The sequence below is a fragment of the Pantoea sp. NPDC088449 genome, assembly GCF_044753225.1.
GTDB classification, from domain to species: domain Bacteria; phylum Pseudomonadota; class Gammaproteobacteria; order Enterobacterales; family Enterobacteriaceae; genus Pantoea; species Pantoea floridensis.
This window is the reverse complement of record NZ_JBIVMT010000003.1, coordinates 297,554-316,120: the sequence shown is the minus strand read 5'-3', so window position 1 is coordinate 316,120 and position 18,567 is coordinate 297,554. Positions and strand designations below refer to the sequence as shown.

14 protein-coding genes are annotated in these 18,567 nt (G+C 55.2%); 3 read left to right on the top strand and 11 right to left on the bottom strand.

The genetic code is table 11. From position 1 onward, the window contains the following. Positions 1-27 precede the first annotated feature (27 nt). From ACIP6T_RS15940 to pepA, 3 genes are all read right to left on the bottom strand, one after another. Complete coding sequence (locus ACIP6T_RS15940; protein ID WP_400458090.1) at positions 28-2,883, bottom strand: valine--tRNA ligase; 2,856 nt, start codon at positions 2,881-2,883, stop codon at positions 28-30. Between the two features lie 2 nt (positions 2,884-2,885). Continuing rightward, the gene (locus ACIP6T_RS15935; RefSeq protein ID WP_036620276.1) at positions 2,886-3,347 is read right to left on the bottom strand and encodes a DNA polymerase III subunit chi; all 462 of its coding nucleotides are present in this window, start codon (positions 3,345-3,347) and stop codon (positions 2,886-2,888) included. Between the two features lie 146 nt (positions 3,348-3,493). Then, the gene (gene pepA / locus ACIP6T_RS15930) at positions 3,494-5,005 is read right to left on the bottom strand and encodes a leucyl aminopeptidase (protein ID WP_097095061.1); all 1,512 of its coding nucleotides are present in this window, start codon (positions 5,003-5,005) and stop codon (positions 3,494-3,496) included. A 268-nt stretch (positions 5,006-5,273) separates the two neighbouring features. Between pepA and lptF the strand changes: the two genes are divergently transcribed. Both lptF and lptG read left to right on the top strand, forming a co-directional pair. Next, a complete protein-coding gene (gene lptF, locus ACIP6T_RS15925; RefSeq protein ID WP_097097600.1) occupies positions 5,274-6,374 on the top strand; it encodes an LPS export ABC transporter permease LptF in 1,101 nt (366 codons plus the stop codon). Further along, complete coding sequence (lptG, locus tag ACIP6T_RS15920) at positions 6,374-7,450, top strand: LPS export ABC transporter permease LptG (protein WP_097095060.1); 1,077 nt, start codon at positions 6,374-6,376, stop codon at positions 7,448-7,450. The genes lptF and lptG overlap by 1 nt, the downstream gene beginning before the upstream one ends. A 155-nt stretch (positions 7,451-7,605) precedes the next feature. Here lptG and ACIP6T_RS15915 read toward each other — a convergent pair whose 3' ends face one another. The 8 genes from ACIP6T_RS15915 to ACIP6T_RS15880 form a co-directional block, all read right to left on the bottom strand. Further along, positions 7,606-8,367, bottom strand: a complete 762-nt coding sequence (locus ACIP6T_RS15915; protein ID WP_400458088.1) for a DeoR/GlpR family DNA-binding transcription regulator — start codon at positions 8,365-8,367, stop codon at positions 7,606-7,608. Positions 8,368-8,444: 77 nt separating this feature from the next. Beyond that, complete coding sequence (locus ACIP6T_RS15910) at positions 8,445-8,834, bottom strand: VOC family protein (protein ID WP_400458087.1); 390 nt, start codon at positions 8,832-8,834, stop codon at positions 8,445-8,447. A 2-nt stretch (positions 8,835-8,836) separates the two neighbouring features. Continuing rightward, positions 8,837-10,168 (bottom strand): L-fucose:H+ symporter permease, encoded by a 1,332-nt coding sequence (fucP, locus tag ACIP6T_RS15905; RefSeq protein ID WP_400458086.1) that lies wholly within the window; start codon positions 10,166-10,168, stop codon positions 8,837-8,839. Beyond that, positions 10,165-11,682, bottom strand: coding sequence for an FGGY-family carbohydrate kinase (locus ACIP6T_RS15900; RefSeq protein WP_400458085.1), 1,518 nt, complete (start codon positions 11,680-11,682; stop codon positions 10,165-10,167). Before ACIP6T_RS15900 ends, fucP begins: the two co-directional genes overlap by 4 nt. A 35-nt stretch (positions 11,683-11,717) precedes the next feature. Then, on the bottom strand, positions 11,718-12,434 hold the full coding sequence (gene deoC / locus ACIP6T_RS15895; protein WP_345827346.1) for a deoxyribose-phosphate aldolase: 717 nt from the start codon (positions 12,432-12,434) through the stop codon (positions 11,718-11,720). A 248-nt stretch (positions 12,435-12,682) separates the two neighbouring features. Continuing rightward, complete coding sequence (locus ACIP6T_RS15890; RefSeq protein ID WP_097095054.1) at positions 12,683-13,960, bottom strand: DUF445 domain-containing protein; 1,278 nt, start codon at positions 13,958-13,960, stop codon at positions 12,683-12,685. A gap of 8 nt (positions 13,961-13,968) precedes the next feature. After that, positions 13,969-15,471, bottom strand: coding sequence for a helicase HerA-like C-terminal domain-containing protein (locus ACIP6T_RS15885; RefSeq protein ID WP_400458083.1), 1,503 nt, complete (start codon positions 15,469-15,471; stop codon positions 13,969-13,971). 227 nt (positions 15,472-15,698) lie between these two features. Next, positions 15,699-17,267 (bottom strand): ABC transporter substrate-binding protein, encoded by a 1,569-nt coding sequence (locus ACIP6T_RS15880; protein ID WP_400458082.1) that lies wholly within the window; start codon positions 17,265-17,267, stop codon positions 15,699-15,701. A 532-nt stretch (positions 17,268-17,799) separates the two neighbouring features. Here ACIP6T_RS15880 and ACIP6T_RS15875 point away from each other — a divergent pair. Beyond that, positions 17,800-18,531, top strand: a complete 732-nt coding sequence (locus tag ACIP6T_RS15875) for a gluconate 2-dehydrogenase subunit 3 family protein (protein WP_400458081.1) — start codon at positions 17,800-17,802, stop codon at positions 18,529-18,531. Positions 18,532-18,567 lie beyond the last annotated feature (36 nt).

The following is an 18,567-nucleotide window of genomic DNA, read 5'->3' as shown; positions in this document are numbered from 1 at the left end:
TTCGATTAAGCAATTGGACTGAAGCGCTTACAATGCCGCAATCACGCCCTGCTGTTCAAACAGTTTTGCTTTAGATTGTTCAAGCTCAGCCACGCGCTCACGCTCTTTGGCGACGACCGCTTCCGGCGCACGTGACACAAAGCCTTCATTCGCCAGCTTGGTCTGGATCTTCTCGATTTCGACATCAAGTTTCACCAGCTCTTTCGCCAGGCGCTCCAGCTCGGCTTCTTTGTTCACCAGATCCGCCATTGGGATCAGCAACTCAGCGCCTTCAACAATCTTGGTCACCGCAACCGGGCCTTTCTCGCCGGCAGGCAGAATGGTCAGGCTCTCCAGACGCGCCAGGCGTGACAGGAAGGTGCGGTTCTCTTCCACGCGACGCTGCGCCGCAGCGGAGCAATCACGCAGCAGCACATCAAGCGGCTTGCTTGGTGCAATATTCATCTCGGCACGAATATTACGCACCGCGACGATCGCCTGCTTCATCCACTCGATATCGGCTTGCGCCTCGGCATCTTCTTTTGCCGCCTCATACTGCGGGAACGGCTGCAGCATGATGGTATCGTGATCGATGTTTTTCAGGCCTTTCACACGCTGCCAGATGGTTTCGGTGATGTAAGGAATGATCGGATGTGCCAAACGCAGCAGCGCTTCCAGCACGGTAACCAGCGTATTACGCGTGCCGCGCAGTTCCGCTTCGCTACCGCTGGTCATCACCGGCTTCGTCAGCTCCAGATACCAGTCACAGAACTGGTTCCAGGTGAAGTCGTAGAGAATATTGGCGGCGATATCAAAGCGATAGCTATCCAGCGCTTCACGATACGCCTTCACGCTGCGGTTGAATTCGCTCAAAATCCAGCGATCCGCCAGCGACAGCTTCATTTCGCCGCCGTTTTGTCCGCAATCCTGCTCTTCGGTGTTCATCAGCACGAAGCGGCTGGCGTTCCACAGCTTGTTACAGAAGTTGCGGTAACCTTCCAGGCGTTTCATGTCCCAGTTGATGTCACGGCCGGTAGAAGCCAGCGCGGCGAGGGTAAAGCGCAGCGCATCGGTACCTGAAGGCACGATGCCGTCCGGGAACTGCTTCTCGGTACGTTTGCGGATCTTCTCAGCCAGCTGCGGCTGCATCATGTTGCCGGTACGCTTCTCCAGCAGATCTTCCAGCGAAATACCGTCAATCATATCCAGCGGATCGATGACGTTGCCTTTCGACTTGGACATCTTCTGGCCTTCTTCATCGCGGATCAAACCGGTCATATAGACGGTTTTAAACGGTACCTGCGGCTTGCCGTTTTCATCTTTGATGAAGTGCATGGTCAGCATGATCATGCGCGCAATCCAGAAGAAGATAATGTCGAAGCCGCTCACCAGTACGCTGGTTGGGTGGAAGGTACGCAGCGCTTCAGTGTTCTCTGGCCAGCCGAGAGTAGAGAATGTCCACAGGCCGGATGAGAACCAGGTATCCAGCACGTCGTCATCCTGGCGCAGCGCGACGTCGGCGGCCAGATGGTTTTCCTGACGCACTTCATCTTCGGTGCGGCCAACGTAGACGTTGCCGTCGTTGTCGTACCACGCCGGAATGCGGTGTCCCCACCACAGCTGACGCGAAATACACCAATCCTGAATGTCACGCATCCACGAGAAGTACATGTTTTCGTACTGTTTTGGCACGAACTGGATGTCGCCATTCTCAACCGCTTCCACCGCAACTTTCGCCAGCGGCGCGGTGCGCACATACCATTGGTCGGTGAGCATCGGTTCAATCACCACGCCGCCGCGATCGCCGTAAGGAACGGTCAGGTCGTGCGGTTTGATCTCTTCCAGCAGGCCGATTTCGTCAACGGCAGCGACAATCGCTTTACGCGCAGCAAAACGCTCCATTTTCTGGAACGGTGCTGGGATATCGTCGGCACACTCGTCGCTCACTTCACCATTGGTGTCGAACACTTCCGCGCGCTCGCGGATATCGCCATCAAAGGTAAGAATGTTGATCATTGGCAGCTTGTGACGACGACCGACTTCGTAGTCGTTGAAGTCATGCGCTGGCGTGATCTTCACGCAGCCGGTGCCTTTTTCCATATCGGCGTGTTCATCGCCAACGATCGGAATGCGGCGGTTCACCAGCGGCAGGATCACTTCTTTGCCGATCAGATCTTTGTAGCGCGGATCTTCCGGGTTAACCGCGACGCCGGTATCGCCCAACAGGGTTTCCGGACGGGTGGTGGCCACCACCAGATAATCTTTGCCTTCCGCGGTTTTCACACCGTCGGCCAGCGGATAGCGGATATGCCACATCGAGCCTTTGCTCTCGCGGTTTTCCACTTCCAGATCGGAGATGGCGGTACGCAGTTTTGGATCCCAGTTTACCAGGCGCTTGCCGCGGTAAATCAGGTTCTCTTTATACAGGCGGACAAACACTTCACGCACCGCGTTGGACAAACCGTCGTCCATGGTGAAGCGCTCGCGCTCCCAGTCAACCGAGTTACCGAGACGGCGCATCTGGCGGGTGATGGTGCCGCCGGATTCCGCTTTCCACTGCCAGATTTTGTCGATGAACGCATCGCGGCCGTAATCCTGGCGCGTTTTGTCCTCTTCAGCGGCGATCTTACGTTCAACCACCATCTGCGTGGCGATACCGGCGTGATCGGTACCGGCCTGCCACAGGGTATTTTTGCCCTGCATGCGCTGGTAACGCACCATGGTATCCATGATGGTTTGCTGGAAAGCGTGACCCATATGCAAGCTGCCGGTAACGTTCGGCGGCGGGATCATGATGCAAAAGCTTTCCTGGCTGGTGTCGCCATTCGGTTTAAAGTAGCCCTGCTGTTCCCAGTGCTCGTAGAGCGGCTGCTCGATATCTTGCGGGTTATATGTCTTTTCCATTTCTACACTGTCGTTTGCGGCGAGGGTGGCGTCGCCGTATTCAATTGGAAACCAACGCTGCGATAGGCTTTATAGCGATCGCGCGCCAGTTGTTTTAGGGATTCTTCATAAGGTACGAAGTCTATCACTTCATGGAAAGCAGTAGCAAAATCTGCGAACTGCGGCAAAAGGCTGATCAGCAGATCGCGCGGCGAACTGCCGCGGCGCTGCGGCCAGGCCAGTTCAACTGGTGCGCCATAGCGCGGGCCTTCGCCAGCCAGATTGTGTGGCACAAAGGCGTTGGCCGGGAGCTGCCAGAGTGCTTCATCCAGCCGATTGGCCTGTTCTTCATTTTCGCAGGCGATCAGGATGCGTTTGCCGTCACGCCAGCGTGTTTCGGCAAGAGAGCACACCAGGGCTTCAATGGCGGTTAAGCCGTCGCCTGCGCTCTCAGACTCCATCACATAGAAAGTGGCGTTTTTCATGGCGGACTCATTTCCATAAATGACAGTGGGGCGCATTGTGCGCCCCGCGGGTTCGTGCGTCTATCTTTTCGGTCGCCATTAATGGCAACCCAACTTCGTAGGGTGCGCATTGATGCGCACCGTTTCAATGACCGCACAGCGACAACTTAATCGTCGCCGTTCAATCCCGCACGATTCAGCAGGAACTGCGACAGCAGCGGCACCGGACGGCCGGTGGCGCCTTTCGCTTTACCAGAACGCCATGCTGTGCCGGCGATATCCAGGTGCGCCCAGTTAAACTTACGCGCAAAGCGCGCAAGGAAGCAGGCTGCGGTGATCGCGCCGCCAGGACGGCCGCCAATGTTCGCCATATCGGCAAAATTGGATTCCAGCTGCTCCTGATACTCATCGGCCATCGGCAAGCGCCAGGCGCGATCGCCAGATTGCTCAGATGCACTGATCAGCTCGTGTGCCAGCGGGTTGTGGTTAGACATCAATCCGCTAACGTGATGGCCTAATGCAATGACGCAGGCACCGGTCAGCGTTGCCACGTCAATCACCACCTCTGGCTCGAAGCGTTCAACGTAGGTCAGCGCATCACACAGCACCAGACGCCCTTCGGCATCGGTATTGAGCACTTCAACGGTTTGGCCAGACATGGTGGTTAACACGTCGCCCGGTCGCATCGCTTTGCCATCGGCCATATTTTCACAGCCTACCAGCACACCCACCACATTCAGCGGCAGATTCAGTTCTGCCACCATGCGCATCACGCCATACACCGAGGCCGCGCCGCACATGTCGTACTTCATCTCATCCATCGCTTCGGCCGGTTTGATGGAGATACCGCCGGAATCGAAGGTTAAGCCTTTACCCACCAGAACAATCGGCCGAGCTTCAGGATCGTTGCTGCCTTTGTACTCAATGACCGACATCAGCGATTCGTTATGGGAACCCGCGCCGACCGCCAGATAAGCGTTCATCCCCAGCTCTTTCATCTGCTGCTCGCCAATGACGCGCGTGGTGACATTTTTGCTATACGCATCCGCCAGCTGTCGCGCCTGTGAAGCCAGATACGCGGCGTTACAAATATTTGGCGGCATATTGCTGAGATCTTTGGCCGCTTTCACACCGGCAGCCACGGCTAACCCGTGCTGAATGGCACGTTCGCCGCTGGTCAGTTCACGGCGGGTTGGCACGTTGAACACCAGTTTGCGCAGCGGGCGACGCGGCTCCACTTTATTGCTTTTCAGCTGATCGAAGTTGTAGAGCGCCTCTTTCGAGGTTTCAACCGCCTGACGCACTTTCCAGTAAGTATTACGGCCTTTTACGTGCAGTTCGGTCAGGAAGCACACCGCTTCCATCGAACCGGTGTCATTCAGCGTATTAATTGTTTTCTGAATCACCTGCTTGTACTGGCGCTCATCCAGCTCGCGCTCTTTACCGCAGCCAATCAGCAGGATGCGTTCGGAGAGGATATTCGGCACATGGTGCAGCAGCAGCGTTTGGCCCACTTTCCCTTCCAGTTCACCGCGGCGCAGCAGGGCGCTGATATAGCCATCGCTAATCTTATCCAATTGCTCAGCAATGGGCGACAAACGGCGCGGTTCGAAAACGCCAACGACAATGCAGGCGCTACGCTGTTTTTCCGGGCTACCGCTTTTTACACTGAACTCCATGCACTCTCCTGAATCTTAAAGACAACGGCCTTAGCTGTCGTTAGAATGTAGCGCGCTCGTAACTCATTACTTCGTTGCGACGCCATGACAATTCAACGCCGGTAGTCATAATGAGTTGTGGTGACAATACGTTGTTTTTTCACCACGCTAACGCGTTCGTCATACTATTTTAGCTACGATGACGGCCATTGATGAAGAAAAATGGCTGATAAGCGTTGAAACTAGCGATTTTCCTGCAAAAAGACAAGTTATCACAGGCGTACTAAGCGTGATCATCATTAGATATCTGGTTCGGGAAACGCTCAAAAGCCAGCTGGCTATCCTCTTCATCCTGCTACTGATCTTCTTTTGTCAGAAGTTAGTGCGGATTTTGGGTGCTGCGGTGGATGGCGAGATCCCAACAAACTTAGTTCTGACATTGTTAGGACTTGGCGTGCCTGAAATGGCACAACTTATCCTGCCCCTAAGCCTGTTTCTGGCGATTTTAATGACCCTGGGACGGCTGTACACCGAAAGTGAAATCACGGTGATGCATGCCTGCGGCCTCGGCAAAAGCGTGCTCATCAAAGCGGCGATGATCCTGATGTTGCTGACTTCAGCGGTCGCAGCCGTTAACGTCATCTGGTTAGGTCCCTGGTCGTCGCGTTATCAGGAAGAGGTGACACAAAATGCTAAAGCTAACCCAGGCGCGGCAGCGCTAGCGGCTGGGCAGTTCCAAACCTCCAGCGACGGGAATGCGGTGCTGTTTGTTGAGAATGTGAAAGGCAATACCTTTGGCAACGTGTTCCTGGCGCAGCTGCGTCCGAAAGGGAATGCGCGTCCTTCGGTAGTGCTGGCCGACAGCGGGCATATGGAGCAGCGTAAAGATGGCTCACAGGTGGTCACGCTGGATAAAGGCACGCGCTTTGAAGGCACGGCGATGCTCCGCGACTTCCGTATCACCGACTTCGTGAATTATCAGGCGCTGGTAGGCTACAAAGAAGCCACGCTCGATCCGAACGATGCCGATCAAGCCGATATCAGCACTCTGGTGAAAACCAAGACGCCTCAGTTCCAGGCAGAGCTACACTGGCGCTTAACGCTGATCTTTGCGGTGCTGGTGATGGCATTAATGGTGGTGCCGCTTAGCGTGGTGAACCCGCGTCAGGGCCGCGTGCTCTCAATGCTGCCCGCTATGCTGCTGTATCTGATCTTCTTCCTGCTGCAGAGCTCGCTGCGCTCCAATGCGGCAAAAGGCAAATTCGATCCTGCCATCTGGATGTGGGTGGTGAACTTATCCTATCTGGCGTTGGCGGTATTGCTAAACATGTGGGATACCGTGCCGATGCGTCGCATCCGTGCCCGTTTTAGCCGTGGAGGATCGGTCTGATGTTTAAGGTTCTTGACCGCTATATCGGCAAAACTATCTTCAACACCATCATGCTGACGCTGTTCATGCTGGTATCGCTGTCGGGCATTATTAAGTTCGTCGATCAGCTGCGTAAAACCGGGCAGGGCGCCTACACCGCGTTGGATGCGGGTTATTACACGCTGCTCAGCGTACCGAAAGATATCGAAATCTTCTTCCCGATGGCGGCGCTGTTGGGTGCGCTACTCGGTTTAGGCACGCTGGCGCAGCGTAGTGAGCTGGTGGTGATGCAGGCATCGGGCTTTACCCGCATGCAGGTGGCGCTGGCGGTGATGAAAACGGCGATTCCGCTGGTGTTACTGACCATGGCAGTCGGCGAATTTGTGGCGCCGCAGGGCGAGCAGATGGCGCGTAACTACCGGGCGCAGCAGCTGTACGGCGGCTCGCTGGTTTCGACGCAAAACGGGTTATGGGCGAAGGATGGCAATGATTTCATCTACATCGAGCGCATTAAAGGCGATAACGAGATTGATGGCGTCAGCATCTATAAATTCACCGACCAGCGTCGCTTACTGAGCGTGCGCTACGCGGCGAGCGCGACCTGGAATGCGGAGAGAAAGCTGTGGGTGCTGTCGCAGGTGGATGAATCCGATCTGCAGGATGCCAAACAAATTACCGGTTCGCAGAGCCTGAGCGGCGAGTGGAAAACCAACCTCACGCCCGATAAGCTCGGCGTGGTGGCGCTGGACCCAGACGCGCTGTCGATCAGCGGCCTGTATAACTACAGTAAATACCTCAAGCAGAGTGGCCAGGTTTCAGGACGCTACCAGCTGAATATGTGGAGCAAAATCTTCCAGCCGCTGTCGGTGGCGGTGATGATGCTGATGGCGCTGTCATTTATCTTTGGTCCGCTGCGTAGCGTCTCCATGGGCGTGCGCGTGGTGACGGGGATTAGCTTTGGCTTCTTATTCTACGTGCTGGACCAGATCTTTGGCCCGTTAAGCCTCGTGTACGGTTTACCGCCGATATTGGGCGCGATTCTGCCGAGCGGCGCCTTCTTCGCGATCAGTTTGTTCCTGCTAATGAAGCGCCGGTAACGGGTTGCGGTCAGCATTAATGCTGACCCTACGTGGATATAGCCGGGTTTTCGTAGGGTGCGCATTCATGCGCACCTGCATAAAAAGGCATTTTTGCTTAAGTGAGCGGCATCACGCCATTTATGGCGGCCTTTTTCATAAAACGGTTAAAACTTTCAGCTTTCCAGCGTCACCAATGCAATTCCCGCCTGCTGCCAGGCATCGGCATCTTCTGGCAAATTATCCATCACCAACATATCAACCTGATCGCTGCGCGCGAACTGTGCCAGTGAGGTGTTTCCCAGCTTGCTGCTGTCACACACAACAATCACCTGGCTGGCATGTTCGATGATGGTGCGCTTACTCTCTGCCAGCATAATGTCGGCAACGCACGCGCCTTGTTTGAGTGAAATACCGTTCACCGCCATAAAGGCTTTATCGACGTTAAGATGATCCATCATCTGCCCACCTGCGGCAGGAATCACGCAGTGATAGCCTTTCTTCACGATGCCGCCCAGCAAGACCACCTGCACGCTGCTGGCTTCTTCCAGCACGCGAGCAATGGCGAAATCGTTGGTAATTACGGTGAGATTTTTACGTTCGCGCAGGTGGTGCGCAATATGCAGCGTCGTGGTACCGGTATCGAGCACGATAATATCGCCGTCTTCGATGAGCTGTGCCGCACGCTCACCAACGCGGGCTTTCGCATCAATATTCAGGCTCTCGCGCAGGTCTGAGCCCATCTCAAAACTGGCGCGGGTGCGCAGAATGGCGCCGCCGTGGGTGCGCGTCAGCTGGCCAGATTCTTCCATCAAACGCAGATCGGTGCGAATGGTGGCACCGGAAACGTTGAAACGTTCACTCATTTCGCCTACGGAGATTTTGCGTTTCTCTTTCAGGATGGCGAGGATTTTTTCTTGTCTTTCCTCTAAGTACATATCGGCCTCAAACGGGGGGAAACCGCAACACTCTATCTCAGGTTCCGGGCGGCGTGAACTCCGCCCGGACAATTCACTTAGCGATTGAGCGGTTGCAGAAACTCCACGCGCTCACCATCTGGGCCGGCAATCATAAAGTAGCGGCAGCCCGCCGGATGATCGCAAGGTCCTTCTACCAAAGGATAGCCAAGCGAGATAATCCAGCGCTCGGCAGCAGACAAATCTGCTACCTGCCAGGCCAGATGATCGATACCGCTATCCTGCGGCGCACGGGCATCGGTTTGCCAGGGCAGCTGATAGAGCTCCAACACCGTGCCCTGTATCTGCATAAACTGAACGACGATGGTACCGCGTGCTTCTTCGATCTCGATCTGGCGCTGAGGCTCAAACCCCAGTGAGCGATAGAATTCACGCGCCGCGGCGATGTTTTGTGTGCGTAATCCAATGTGCGCTAACGATGTAATCATTACTACACTCCTCTGCGCTGGCACCAGAAGCCGAAAAAGGCAACATAGACAAAGCATGCCAGCGGGATGATAAAGGCGAACTGCATGTCGCCGCCGTTAAGGTCAGACATAATCCCCATCACCAGCGGGATTACCGCGCCACCAATAATCGACATCACGACAATGGAGCCTGCCAGCTGAGTTTCTGCACCCATACCTTTGATGGTTAAGCCAAAATTGGTTGGCCAGCATAGCGCCATACAGAAGTTCACCCCCATGATTGCCACCACTGCCGCCATGCTTTTCTGACTCACCGCAAACAGCAATAGCACTACACATATCGAGCAGAACACGCCTAGCAGCAGCGCCGGGCTATAGCGTTTCATCAGTGCGGTCGTCACAACTTTACCGGCGGAATAGCACAGCAGCGTGGCAATCAGCCACCAGGTGGCGGAATGCTCGCTGGTGCCATGTTCAATTAATTGAACAAAGCGGATGGTAAAGCTCCACAGGCCCACCTGCGCGCCGACGTAAAGGAATTGCGACAGCACGCCCATACGAAAACGCGGTACTGACCACAGTTTTTTCAGCGATTGGGCAAGGGGTTCCGCAGCGGTATTGGCTTTCGTCGCCGGTTTGCAGGCGGGAAATTTTACCGCCACAAACACCAGCGCCAGCACCACCAAAATCGAACCGATGATCAGGTAAGGCGTGACGACCTGCGACACCATTTGCTGGCGAATGCCGTCCGCTACTTCGACGGGAAGGGCAGCAAGCTGCTCATGCGTAAGATCGTCTTTGTTGAACACCAGCTGTTGCCCAATGACCACACCCATGATTACGCCGACGGAATTGAAGATTTGTGAAAAGTTGATGCGTTGGGTAGAGGTTTCGGCGGTGCCAAGCAGGCTCGAATAGGTGTTGGCCGAGGTTTCGAGGAATGATAAACCGCTGGCAATCACCCCAAGGCAGCCAAGGAACGCCGCGTAGGTCATAGCATGTGCGGCCGGGATAAACAGGAAACAGCCGGCAGCATAGAGACACAGCCCAATGATGATCGCCACTTTGTACGAGTAGCGCTTAATCACCGCGGCGGCGGGTAAGGCCACCAGAAAATAGCCGAGGAAGAAGATCGACTGCACCAGCGCCGTTTGTGTATCGCTAAGGTTAAACCCCTTTTTGAACTGGGCGATCAGGATATCGTTGAGGTTGCCCGCCATGCCCCACAGGGCAAACAGGCAGCATACCATCAGCAATTGCAGCCACGGCGTAGCGGGCAAATAGGCGCTGCGGTCCAGCGTTTCCCCATGTGCACCGGCGACCTCATCTTGTTTTTTAATCACTATTTCGCTCATGATCCCTGCTCCTCAAAACAGGCGGAGGCAGCATCGAGACGATCCCAAAGCGGCTGTGCCTGCAAATAAAGTTGGTCGAAGATGTCGAACTGACGTTGATAAGCATCGTGCAGGCGCGCATCGGGCTGAATCTCACCGGCAATGTGCACCATACGCTGCACGCCTTGTGCGAGGTCACTGAAGTAACCGATGCCGGTGGCGGCGAGAATAGCGCAGCCCAGCGTGCCGTTTTCCTGATTAACGGTGTGCTGAATCGGCCGGTTGTACACTGAGGCTTTAATGCTGAGCCACAGTTCGCTGCGTGAGCCGCCGCCGGAGGCAATGATGCTGTCGGGCATGGTGCAACAGGCGCTTAACTGGCGCAGATTGCGCCACGAGGCAAATGCCACGCCTTCCAGCACCGCGCGGTAAAGGTGCCCTGCCGCATGCCGCCGCTGTAATCCAAATAGCTGGCCACGCGAGTTGCATTTATCCGCCAGGCGTTCGCCGGTGAGATAGGGCAGAAACAGCAGACCTTCTGCGCCGGCCCTCGTCTCTGCGGCAAGGCGCAGCATTTCAGGGTGCGAATGCTGCCCGCCCCCAAAGGCCTCCCGCGCCCAGCGCATCGCATCACCGCCAGCATCCAGCAGCGTAAAACCGCCCCAGGCAGCATTGCTGAGATGCAGATTATTAACCTGCGGATGCAGCAGCGGCGCGTCGCTGACGACGGTGATTAACGTTGACGTGCCGGTGCTATCCGAGGCCTGTCCGGGCTGATACACACCCGAACCCAGCAGGCTGGCGGCCATATCGGCGGTACCTGCCACCACCGGAATACCGGGCCTTAAGCCGGTTTCTCGCGCCGCCTTGGGCGTGATGCTGCCGATCACATCGCTGGCTGCATGAATGTCAGGCAGCAGATCGGCGGATAGCTGGAAGCGATCGAGCGCAGCGTGCGACCATTGGCGCGTGGCGCTGTCCATCAGGTAATAACAGGAGGCTTCGCTATAGTCGGTCGCACGCGCGCCGGTAAGACGAAAATTAATAAAGTCTTTCGGCATCAATACGCTAGCCACGCGCGCCCAAACGTCGGGATGATGTTCGCGTATCCACTGCAGTTTAAAAGCGGGCCAGGCCGGCGTTGGTGGGTTATTAAGATGTGTGAGCCAGAAAGGCATCTCCTCCCGTTCCCGGAAAGCAGCCACCTGCGGCCAGGCGCGTTTGTCATTCCAGAGTAAAGCGCGGTCTTCTACCAGATGACCTGCGCTATCGAGTAGGACCGTGCCGTGCATCTGGCCACATACCGCAATCGCAGCGATGTGCGCCATTTCCTGGGCAAAGCGTGAGTAGAGTTCCCGGATGCCGTCGCAAGCAGAGTGCCACCACAGCGACGGGGATTGTTCCACCCAGCCAGGCTGCGGAGACGTCTGCGAATATTCACGTTGGGCAAAACCGACGATGGTGCCGTCGGGCGTGACAAGAGCAGCGCGCGTGCTGCCCGTGCCGATGTCGAGGGTAAGAAGGTTTTTTTTCATTATTCACTCCATATCACGCCGGAGAGTTGCAGCGTTTACACCGTATGATTCAGTTCCGGGAACAGCGACGGATCCTGTTCTAATTGGCTCAGGACTTTCTCGGTAGCGCTGGCGCTCATGCCAAAGCGGCGGACGCCCAAACGATACAGCGTGCGGATGGTGTCGAGATCGCGAATGCCGCCCGATCCTTTGATGCGTAAACGCCCTTGCAGCTGATCGGCGATGATCGCCACTTTCTCTTCGGTCGCCCCGCTGGCTGCCCAGCCGGTTGAGGTTTTGATCCATTTCATGCCAGCTTCTACGGCGATGTCACACACGCGACGGATCTGCTGTTCGTCGAGATAATGGGTTTCGAGGATCACTTTGGCTTCAACCGGCGCTGCGGCCTCAACCACGCGCTGAAGGTCCTGCTTCACTTCATCAAAGCGACCCGACAGCACGTTGCCGATATTCACCACCATGTCGACTTCACGCGCGCCGTCGCAGATCAGCTGACGCACTTCCTGCACTTTGGTATCGGTGGCGTGTCCGCCGCTTGGGAAACCGACCGGACCGCCGATCATGATGTCACCGCGACCTTGCTCTGGCAGCAGCGTGCTGAGAAAGCGCGTCCAGCAGGGTAAAACGTGAATAGCGATGATGTTGTAGCGGATGGCCAACTCCGCGCATTGGCGAATATCAGCTTCGGTATTGGTTGCCTGAACGGCGCTCAAATCAATCATGCGCGCCATCTGCTGGGTAATGCGGTTCATTTTCTCTTCCTTTCATTTCTAATGACGAAATGACAATAAATGAAAGTTTAAATGAAGGTAATCGCGAGCTGCAGATTTTGTGATCTGCAAAGTGAAAATAAATGAAAGAACATGGAAGGAGAGGTTTTGGGATCGCCATTCATGGCGTAATGCCGCTTAGTTAAGCTGATCTATGCAGGTGCGCATGAATGCGCAGCCTACAAAAACCCAGCGACAAAAACGTAGGGTCGCCATTCATGGCGACCTGCTTATGGCAACTGCTGGATGAAACCCGGCAGCTGCGATAGCAAATACAAAATCAGGCCAATCGTGCCGCCCACCAGGGTGCCGTTAATGCGGATAAACTGTAAATCACGGCCAATATTTAGCTCAATTTGCTGTGACATGTCGCGCGCGTCCCAGCTTTTTACGGTATCGCTAATATGGCGTGTCAGGAACGCCGCAAACTCCGGTGCGACACTGCGTGCGGCATCTTCCAGATGTTGATTCATTGAGGCGCGCAGCGCTTCATCGGCGGCAAGCGTCTCGCCCAACCACAGCGCCGCCAGCCGCACGCGCTCCTGCACCTGCGAATCCTCGCTGTTCAAATCGTCTTTCAGCCAGCCGCGTAAATCCTGCCATAGCTCGCCGATATAACGATTAAAGGACTCATCTTCCTTCAGCCAGTTCTTAATGCCTTCGGCGCGTTCGGCCATTTCAGGATCGGTTTTCAGCCGTTCAATCAAACGCTGTACGGCGCGATCAAATCCCAGACGTAGCTCATGGCCCTGATCAAGCGCCACCTGATCGAGAATGGAATCCACGGCATTTGCCACTAAATCAGCGCTGTGCTCGCCAAGCCATTCGGTCGGCAACATTTTGGCTTTAATCGGGTGTTCGCGTTTCAGCCAACGCACAATTTGCGCGGCGATAAACTCGCGCGTGCCGGGCTTATGCAGCAAGCGCAGCAGCTGTTGCACCGCCGCATCCAGCAACTCCTGATGGCGATTGTTTTTGGTCAGGCTATCCAGCAGCAGCGCGCTGGATTGGGTGAGATCGACTTTATCCAGCGCACGATGCACCGCGCGACGCAAAAAGCGCTGAATGCGTTGATCGTCGGTAAGATCGAGAAAGCCGCGCATCACCTGTAGCAGATGGCGACCAATACGATCGGCATTGCCTGGCGTGTTAAGCCACGTTGCCAACATTTGCGACGGATCGTGGCGGCGGATCAGCGCCAGTAGCGAATCAGTATCGAGGAATTTCTCCTGCACGAAACGGCCAAGATTCTCCCCAATCCGATCTTTATTACGTGGAATAATCGCCGTATGGCGCGAGATAAACGGTACCGGGACACGCCGGAATAACGCCACCACTGCGAACCAGTCGGCTAACGCGCCGACCATGGCTGCCTCGGCAATGGCCTTCACGCCAAGCACCCAAAAGTTGGGCGGCAGAAACAGCGTCACGACGAAAATCGTGGCGGCAATCAGCAGCAGCGACAGCGCCAGACGTTTGCTGCGTTTGAGTTGTTGATATTTATCCATAATCCCTTTTAACGACGACGGCCGCCCAATAAACTCCCGAGTACGCCGCGAATGATTTGATTGGTTACCTGACGCGCGGCGCTCTTGGCCACGCTCTGCACGACGCCATCGCGCTTGCCGCCGCGTGGTCCGGTAGTGCCAAAGAGAATATCTTTCAGGCCGCCAAGAATACCGTTATCGACATCGACGCTGTTCCCTTTGGCTTCCGGGGCATTGGCTTGCTGCGTCGCCGTCTGCACGCCTTTTTGCAGCATTTCGAATGCCGATTCACGATCTACTTCGGTGTCGTATTTACCGTACAGCGGCGAGTTGTTGATCAGGCCATTACGCTCATCCTGGTTTACCGGCCCCATGCGTGAGCCGGGCGCAATCACCATTGCGCGTTGCACCATGGCGGGGCTGCCTTTTTCATCGAGGAAGGAGATCAGCGCTTCGCCGGTGCCGAGCGCCTGAATCGCCTCCGCGGTATCAAAGTCTGGATTAGCGCGCATGGTTTCGGCGGCGCTTTTCACCGCTTTCTGATCCTTCGGCGTAAAGGCGCGCAGCGCATGCTGCACGCGGTTGCCGAGTTGCCCCAGCACGTTGTCGGGAATATCGCCAGGATTCTGCGTGACGAAATAGACGCCAACCCCTTTGGAGCGAATCAGGCGAATAACCTGTTCAACCTTCTCCAGCAGCACCGGCGGCGCATCGCTAAACAGCAGATGCGCTTCGTCGAAGAAGAACACCATTTTGGGCTTATCGAGGTCGCCCGCTTCTGGCAGCTGCTCATACAGTTCGGCCAGCAGCCATAGCAGGCTGGTAGCGTAAAGCTTCGGCATCTGATACAGCTTTTCCGCCGAGAGGATGTTGATGAAGCCTTTGCCGTTGCTGTCGCAGCGCATCCAGTCGCGGATATCCAGCATCGGTTCGCCAAAGAAGTGCTCGGCGCCTTGCTGCTCCAGCGCCAGCAAACCGCGCTGAATCGCCCCTACCGACGCGCCGTTGATATTGCCGTATTGCGTCTGAAACGCTTTGGCGTTGTCGCCGATGTACTGCGTCATGGCGCGCAGATCTTTGAAATCCAGCAGTAATAAACCCTGATCGTCGGCGATGCGAAAGATGATCTGCAGCACGCCGGATTGCACATCGTTGAGGTTAAGCAGGCGCGCCAGTAGCAGCGGACCGAGATCGGACACCGTTGCGCGCACCGGATGGCCCTGCTGGCCGAAGATATCCCACACCATCACCGGATTTTTCTGCGCCTGCCAGTCGCTGACGCCAATTTTTGCCAGGCGCGCCAGCAGCTTCTCTGAACCTTCGCCCGCCGCAGAGATGCCGGTGAGATCGCCTTTCACATCCGCCATAAATACCGGCACGCCGATGTCAGAGAAAGATTCCGCCAGCTTTTGCAGCGTCACGGTTTTGCCGGTGCCGGTGGCGCCAGTGATCAAACCGTGGCGGTTTGCCATGTTGGAGAGAAGATGCAATTGGACGTCAGGCGTTTGGGCAATCAGCAACGGAGTGGTCATGATTATTTCGCTCTCAGGCAATAGGTTATGCCAGAAAGGATAGCAAGCGACGCGCAAGGAGGGAGGAGGATTGTGCCGAAAAAGTCGGGTGGGTGCGCGCTGTCCCTCATCCCAACCTTCTCCCGCCAGCGGGAGAAGGAGCCGATCCAGCGGATTTATGGCTTAGCTATAAACTGCAGCGGACTGTCCCCTCTCCCGCGTGCGGGAGAGGGCTAGGGTGAGGGTAATTACTTCTGCACCGTATCAAAAAACAGCAAACTCACGCCGATTCCCTGCTGCACATGACTCACGTTATTGCGCACCGCGACCTGCTGCGCACCCTGCAGCGTCACCACAAAGGGTGAGTTCTGCTGCACGGTTTTTTGCAAATCGGTGTACAACGCGCGTCGCTTGGCGGCATCGCTTTCTCCGGCAGCGGCGCGGGTTTTGGCGCTTAAATCCGGGATATCCCAACCGACGCGCCATGCCAGGGTTTTAGATCCGCCCGGTACGTTATAGGCAAAGGCGCTGGCGTTGGTGTTCGGATCGACATAGTCCGCACCCCAATAGATGAAGATCGATTGGAAATCACGGCCGCGCATCTTGCTCCACAATTCTGATTCTGCCACCGGCTGCAGCTCGATCTGCACATCCGCCTTGGCGAAGCTGGCCTGCAGCGCCTGCGCCACATCAATATAAGGCGGCTGATTGATCACCGTCAGCGCAAATTTAGTCCCTGGCTTGATGCCGCCTTTGGCTAAAATCTCTTTGGCTTTCGCGACATCGTAATGGAACGGTTGATCTTCCAGCGCGCCGTCAAAACCCTGCGGCAGAAAGCTCTGATGAATGCGGTACTGGCCTTTCAGCAGGTCCTGCGATAGAGATTGATAATCCACCAGCCAACGTGCGGCTTGCCACAGCGCCGGATTGCCCAGCGCCGGTTGCGCTTTATCCTTGGTGTTAAACCCGAGGTAATACACCAGGCTGGAGGGGAAGGCTTCAATACGCAGATTTTTGTCACGCTTCAGCGCATCAATTTGATCCGGGCCGAGTTGATAAGCGACATCGACATCGCCTTGCTGAATCAGCAGGCGACGCGCACCGGCATCTGCTACGCCTTTGAGCAGAATACGTTTCAGCTTCGGCTGCGGATTGGCCTGTTGATTCGCGCTTAACACCAGCGCCTGCTGCGGCACATATTGTTGAATGGTGAAGGCGCCGCTGCCGGCAGAATGCGTATGTAGCCAGCCGTTACCGGAATCGTTATTCACTGCATTCTGCTGCACGGTTTTGCTATCGACTACCGAAGCAACCGGCGCCGTGAGCAGACGCAGTGCCAGGTTCTGACCAATCTGCGCTGGCCACTGCATCTCCAGCTGATGGTCATTCAGCACTTTAAATTGGCTGGCGATATTTTCATTGGTCCAGCCAAATTCAGCGAGGATAAAAGAGGGCGCTTTGTTCAGCTGCACCGCGCGCGTCAGCGAGAAGATCACATCCTGCGCCGTGACCGGATTGCCGCTGGAGAAGCGGGCGTCGGGCTTGAGGGTAAATATCAGGCTATGCGGCGTGCTGCCTTGCTGCCAGCGAGTCGCCAGCAGCGGCGACAATTTTTGCGGCGAGTTACGATCGGCTTCCACCAGCGTTTGATAGATATTGCGCTGCACGCTATTGCTGACGGTTTCAAAGCTTTCAGCCGGGTCAAAGCTAATGATGCCGTCGAGCGGTACGGCAACGACAAGGGTATCTTTCGGTGTGGCAGCATGCAGGGCAAAGCTGCTGCCCCATAAAGCGACGAGCAAAATCAATGAGCGCATTATTGTTTTCCTGGAGAGAAGATGAAGAGACTTTATCTCTGCCATCGTCCAGGCAAAATGCCGGTTTGTTCTGAGCTGTGCCGGAAAATAACAATTGATTACATTGAGGTATTATTGCGTTTATTTTTTGCGCTGCCTTTCATATTCTGAAAATAAAGCGCTTACCCCTTCGCCAATTAAGTAAATAAGATGTTATAAATGAGAATAGTTCTCTGGTATGGAAGTATGATTTATTTTCATTGATTCATTTTGGCGATTATTTCCTTGCGCGATAATCCCTGGTCAATTGCCCACTAAATATTACCAAAATCACCGCATTTGTACGGTTAAATCCGCTATTTCCACCTCGAAAGCCCTTTACCAAGCCTTAACCTAAATTCAACATGATGATTGAATTTCATCAAAACACATTTTTAATTTAATTTTTACATTCAGAAATACCTATATCCCTAAGATTGCCAGGTTATTTACCGATTTATAAAGCTATTAACAAAAATAATTATCTTTCTTAGCAAGTGAGAGTCGTCACGTCATGCTTCTAAATAAACCGACCACCAGACGTAAGTTTTTACTTGGGTCGCTGTTGGCTTTGCCATTAAGTGACCTGGTATTTAAGGGATTAACTGCCGCGCAAGCTGCGGAAATGGCCGCACCTGAGCTCGCCGACTATAAACCGATCTTTTTCACTAGCGATGAGTGGCAATTTATTCTGGCCGCAGCCGATCGTCTTATTCCTGCTGGCGGTAATGGTAAAGCGCCAGGCGCGCTGGAAACCAACGTGCCGATCTTTATCGATCAGCAGCTGCACAGCCCGGAGTTCGGCGCAGAGATCTACATGCAGGGCCCATTCGACGTGCATGCACCTGCCACCATGGGATATCAAATTCCGTTCACGCCACAGCAGATTTACCAGGCCGGCATCAAACTGGTGAATCAGTGGACGCAAAGCCACTTTCAGAAGCCGTTCCATGCGCTGTCGCTGGAAGAGAAAGATGCGGTCCTCACCAAAGTGAACAAAAACGACGGCATCGATTTCGCCGCGTTAGGCGAACCGAACCTGAAGGCTTCACAGTTCTTCAGCCAGCTGCTTTCAGATACCAAACATGGCTACCTCGCTGACCCGATGTACGGCGGCAACAAAGGCATGAAAGCCTGGATTGCCATCGGCTTCCCGGGCGCACGCGCCAGCTTTACCGAATGGGTGAAGCAGCACAACGTGCCGTACCCGCTAGGGCCGGTCAGCCTCCTGGGTGAAAGCGCGTAAGCACACCCCCGTTTTTGGTATGTGAGACAGGATTAA

Coding starts and splice junctions, on each gene's coding strand:
- ACIP6T_RS15900 (WP_400458085.1), bottom strand. CDS start 11,682: ATGAAAAAAAACCTTCTTACCCTCGACATCGGCACGGGCAGCACGCGC.
- ACIP6T_RS15890 (WP_097095054.1), bottom strand. CDS start 13,960: ATGGATAAATATCAACAACTCAAACGCAGCAAACGTCTGGCGCTGTCG.
- ACIP6T_RS15880 (WP_400458082.1), bottom strand. CDS start 17,267: ATGCGCTCATTGATTTTGCTCGTCGCTTTATGGGGCAGCAGCTTTGCC.
- fucP (WP_400458086.1), bottom strand. CDS start 10,168: ATGAGCGAAATAGTGATTAAAAAACAAGATGAGGTCGCCGGTGCACAT.
- ACIP6T_RS15910 (WP_400458087.1), bottom strand. CDS start 8,834: ATGATTACATCGTTAGCGCACATTGGATTACGCACACAAAACATCGCC.
- ACIP6T_RS15885 (WP_400458083.1), bottom strand. CDS start 15,471: ATGACCACTCCGTTGCTGATTGCCCAAACGCCTGACGTCCAATTGCAT.
- ACIP6T_RS15875 (WP_400458081.1), top strand. CDS start 17,800: ATGCTTCTAAATAAACCGACCACCAGACGTAAGTTTTTACTTGGGTCG.
- lptG (WP_097095060.1), top strand. CDS start 6,374: ATGTTTAAGGTTCTTGACCGCTATATCGGCAAAACTATCTTCAACACC.
- deoC (WP_345827346.1), bottom strand. CDS start 12,434: ATGAACCGCATTACCCAGCAGATGGCGCGCATGATTGATTTGAGCGCC.
- ACIP6T_RS15940 (WP_400458090.1), bottom strand. CDS start 2,883: ATGGAAAAGACATATAACCCGCAAGATATCGAGCAGCCGCTCTACGAG.
- pepA (WP_097095061.1), bottom strand. CDS start 5,005: ATGGAGTTCAGTGTAAAAAGCGGTAGCCCGGAAAAACAGCGTAGCGCC.
- ACIP6T_RS15915 (WP_400458088.1), bottom strand. CDS start 8,367: ATGTACTTAGAGGAAAGACAAGAAAAAATCCTCGCCATCCTGAAAGAG.
- ACIP6T_RS15935 (WP_036620276.1), bottom strand. CDS start 3,347: ATGAAAAACGCCACTTTCTATGTGATGGAGTCTGAGAGCGCAGGCGAC.